Genomic DNA, 2,993 nt, shown 5'->3' on the forward strand with positions numbered 1-2,993 from the left:
AGACCTCTTGCAAAAGTAGTTGTCAGACACAACGTATATTATTGAACTCTACTTACTTAATAGATATGCCAAACATAGATAAGCTACTCAAACAAAGTGACGCTGGTTTTAAACGCTACACTGGCATTCATAAAGCCACTTTTTATGACATGCTTGAGGCCATGCAAAAGCATGAAGCATCTAAGACCAAATCAGGTAGACCAAGTGTGCTCAGTCTTAAGGAGCAGATACTACTAGCCCTGACTTATTGGCGTGAATACCGCACGCTTTATCATATCAGTATGGACTTTGGTATTCATGAGTCTTCTGCTAGCCGTATCATTCGTAAAGTAGAAGACACACTGATTAACTCTGGCAAGTTTGAATTGCCCAAAAAGCTGCCTAGTCGTGTCGATGAGGACATCAATTGGTCAGTCGTCATTGTCGATGCCACCGAAACCCCAATTGAGCGTCCAAAAAAAACCAAAGAGACTACTACAGCGGCAAGAAAAAACAACACACCTTAAAAGCGCAGGTTATCGTTCATTGGCAAACCGGTTTGATACTTGATGTGCAAACCTGTAAAGGGTCCATCCACGATTTTAAGCTGTATAAAGATACTTGTCCTGATTGGTTACCTGAGAACACTAACTATCTAGCAGACAGTGGTTATCAAGGGTTAGCAAAGCGACATAACCAAACTTTCACACCATTTAAGAAACCTCGTGGTGGTCAGTTATTGGAGATATGCAAACAAGCCAATCAGTATCTGGCAAAGTTCCGTATTGTGGTTGAACACAAAATAGGCTTAATCAAGTTGTTTAAAATCGTGGCTCATAAATATCGCAACCGTCGTCAGCGCTACGATCTTAGAATGAAGCTATTTGCTGGTATCATTAATTCCGAGCTTAAACTATGACTTTTGCAAGAGGTCTATTAAACTTGAAAGAAGATATTCCAACTTGAAGATGATTGATGTATCTCGGTGTTTTGATAGTCTTTATACGCACAGTATAAGTTGGGCAGTTAGAAGCAAGGATTACATTAAAGTATACAAAGGTGGATCAAACCAATCCTTTGATGAAGATTTTGATAAGTTGATGCAAAATGCAAATCATCAGGAAACAAACGGTATCCTTATAGGTTCGGAAGTTGCTAGAATATTCGCTGAAATAATACTTCAAGATATAGATCAAAAAGTTCTCAACTCACTTGATAGCAAAGGAATATTTAATAATTTAGACTATACGATAAGACGGTACGTTGATGATTTTTGTATATTTGCTAAAAGTAAAGAAATAGCAGATAAAGTAACTGATGTAGTCGCAGATGAGCTTAATTCTTACAAGTTATATATTAATACTAATAAAACTAAATATTTTTCAAGACCTTTCATAACTAATCGCTCTAGAAATATTACTGAACTTAGGCGACTCGTTAAAAACAAAATGGGTGATATACTTGAAAGGGTAAATATATTTAATGAAGACAATAGTCTGAAAGATTACTATTATTTTCCTAACAAAAAATTAATGTATAATCCTACGAAGTCTTCTACATATTTTATAAAGGATTTAAAAAGTTATTGGCATGTTGAAGAAGAATATGAGACTGGCTTCTCAAACTATCTTCTAAGAGCACTAAATGAACAGCTTCTGATGTTCGTAAATAAATTTAATATAATAAACACTGAAACTGAAGAAAAAAATTTAGATACAGTTATAAACTATTTTATTTTTATTTTCGATTTAGCATTATATGCATTTTTTTTAGAACCTAAGGTAAACCTATCGTTTACATTCTCACGTTTAGTTCTAGTTATGATCCGACTTAGCAAAGTCGAACTAAAAGACTATCATGAAAAACTTGCACATAGGATTCACACGGGTTTGACTGATCTACTAGAAAATGAACTATCTAGAGATAGTACATGTATGGTTGAACGATTGAATATATTATTATTACTTAATGATATTGGTGAATATTATTTACCGAATGAACAAGACTTAAAAAAGTATTTATTTAATGAAGATTATGACAATCTCAACTATTTCTCTTTAATTACTGGTTTATTTATTGTAGAGCGAAAATCAAAATATAAAAATATTCTTAACTTTATAATTGAGAGTATAAAGTCTAGATTAGAAAACCTTCCCAACGCTAAAAAGTCTTCAGAAGCAATGCATTTATATAGTCAGTTCTTTTTAAATAAGATACAATCGTTTTAAAGCAAGCGAAATAGCAGAAGAACAAATGACCTATTCAGCAGATTTTCGAGCACAAGTGATTAAAAGTGTCAAAAACAAAGACATGAGTATCCGTCAGGCTTGTACTTTCTATAATGTTAGCAAAACCGCATTACAGCGCTGGCTGAGAAACCCAAGTATCAAACAAACTCGAGATAAATCACCAACTAAAATACCGAATGAAGCACTCTTAAAAGACGTTGAACAATATCCAGACGATTATCTGTACGAGCGAGCTAGGCGATTCAACTGTAGTAAGACCGGCATGCACACTGCTTTAAAACGTCTAGGTATCAGTCAAAAAAAAGACCTTAGAGCATCCAAAAGCCTGCCTGATAAAAAGAGTGGCTTATCAGAGTAAACTTGATCGCTTTACGCAGCAAGGCTATCCCATTATCTATATGGATGAAAGCGGCTTTGAGCACGAGACCATCCGCTCTCATGGCTATGCACCGATTGGTACACCCTGTATCGACAGCTACAACTGGCAAGCAAAAAAGAGAACTAACGTCATCGGTGCTCTTTATAACAAGATGCTGTTTGCGCTTGATTACTTTGAACAGAATATCAATAGCAATATATTTTATGACTGGTGTAAGATCACACTTATTCCAAGTCTCAAGACTAAATGCGTGATCGTTATGGATAACGCTAGGTTTCATAAAAGCAGACGTATCCAAAAACTGCTCAACAGACATGGTCATCGCATTCTATGGCTGCCACCCTATAGCCCTGATCTTAACCCCATTGAGAAAAAATGGGCACAAG

At 35.4% G+C, this 2,993-nt stretch carries 4 protein-coding genes and 1 pseudogene; all 5 read left to right on the top strand.

What is annotated here, in order from left to right:
* A partial coding sequence (locus tag J3492_RS12925) for a transposase family protein (protein WP_207988982.1) occupies positions 1–506 on the top strand: 506 nt, incomplete at its 5' end.
* An 8-nt stretch (positions 507–514) separates the two neighbouring features.
* Positions 515–898 (top strand): annotated as a pseudogene (locus tag J3492_RS12930) (transposase family protein); the annotation flags it as partial.
* Positions 864–2,207, top strand: coding sequence for an antiviral reverse transcriptase Drt3b (gene drt3b / locus J3492_RS12935; protein ID WP_279381169.1), 1,344 nt, complete (start codon positions 864–866; stop codon positions 2,205–2,207). The pseudogene J3492_RS12930 and the gene drt3b, both read left to right, overlap by 35 nt.
* Before the next feature lie 25 nt (positions 2,208–2,232).
* The gene (locus tag J3492_RS12940) at positions 2,233–2,586 is read left to right on the top strand and encodes an IS630 transposase-related protein (RefSeq protein ID WP_207988742.1); all 354 of its coding nucleotides are present in this window, start codon (positions 2,233–2,235) and stop codon (positions 2,584–2,586) included.
* The coding region (locus J3492_RS12945) for an IS630 family transposase (protein ID WP_207988744.1) at positions 2,570–2,993 on the top strand (424 nt) is incomplete at its 3' end. The genes J3492_RS12940 and J3492_RS12945, both read left to right, overlap by 17 nt.

Source organism: Psychrobacter coccoides, assembly GCF_017498085.1.
GTDB lineage: Bacteria > Pseudomonadota > Gammaproteobacteria > Pseudomonadales > Moraxellaceae > Psychrobacter > Psychrobacter coccoides.

Coding starts and splice junctions, on each gene's coding strand:
- J3492_RS12940 (WP_207988742.1), top strand. CDS start 2,233: ATGACCTATTCAGCAGATTTTCGAGCACAAGTGATTAAAAGTGTCAAA.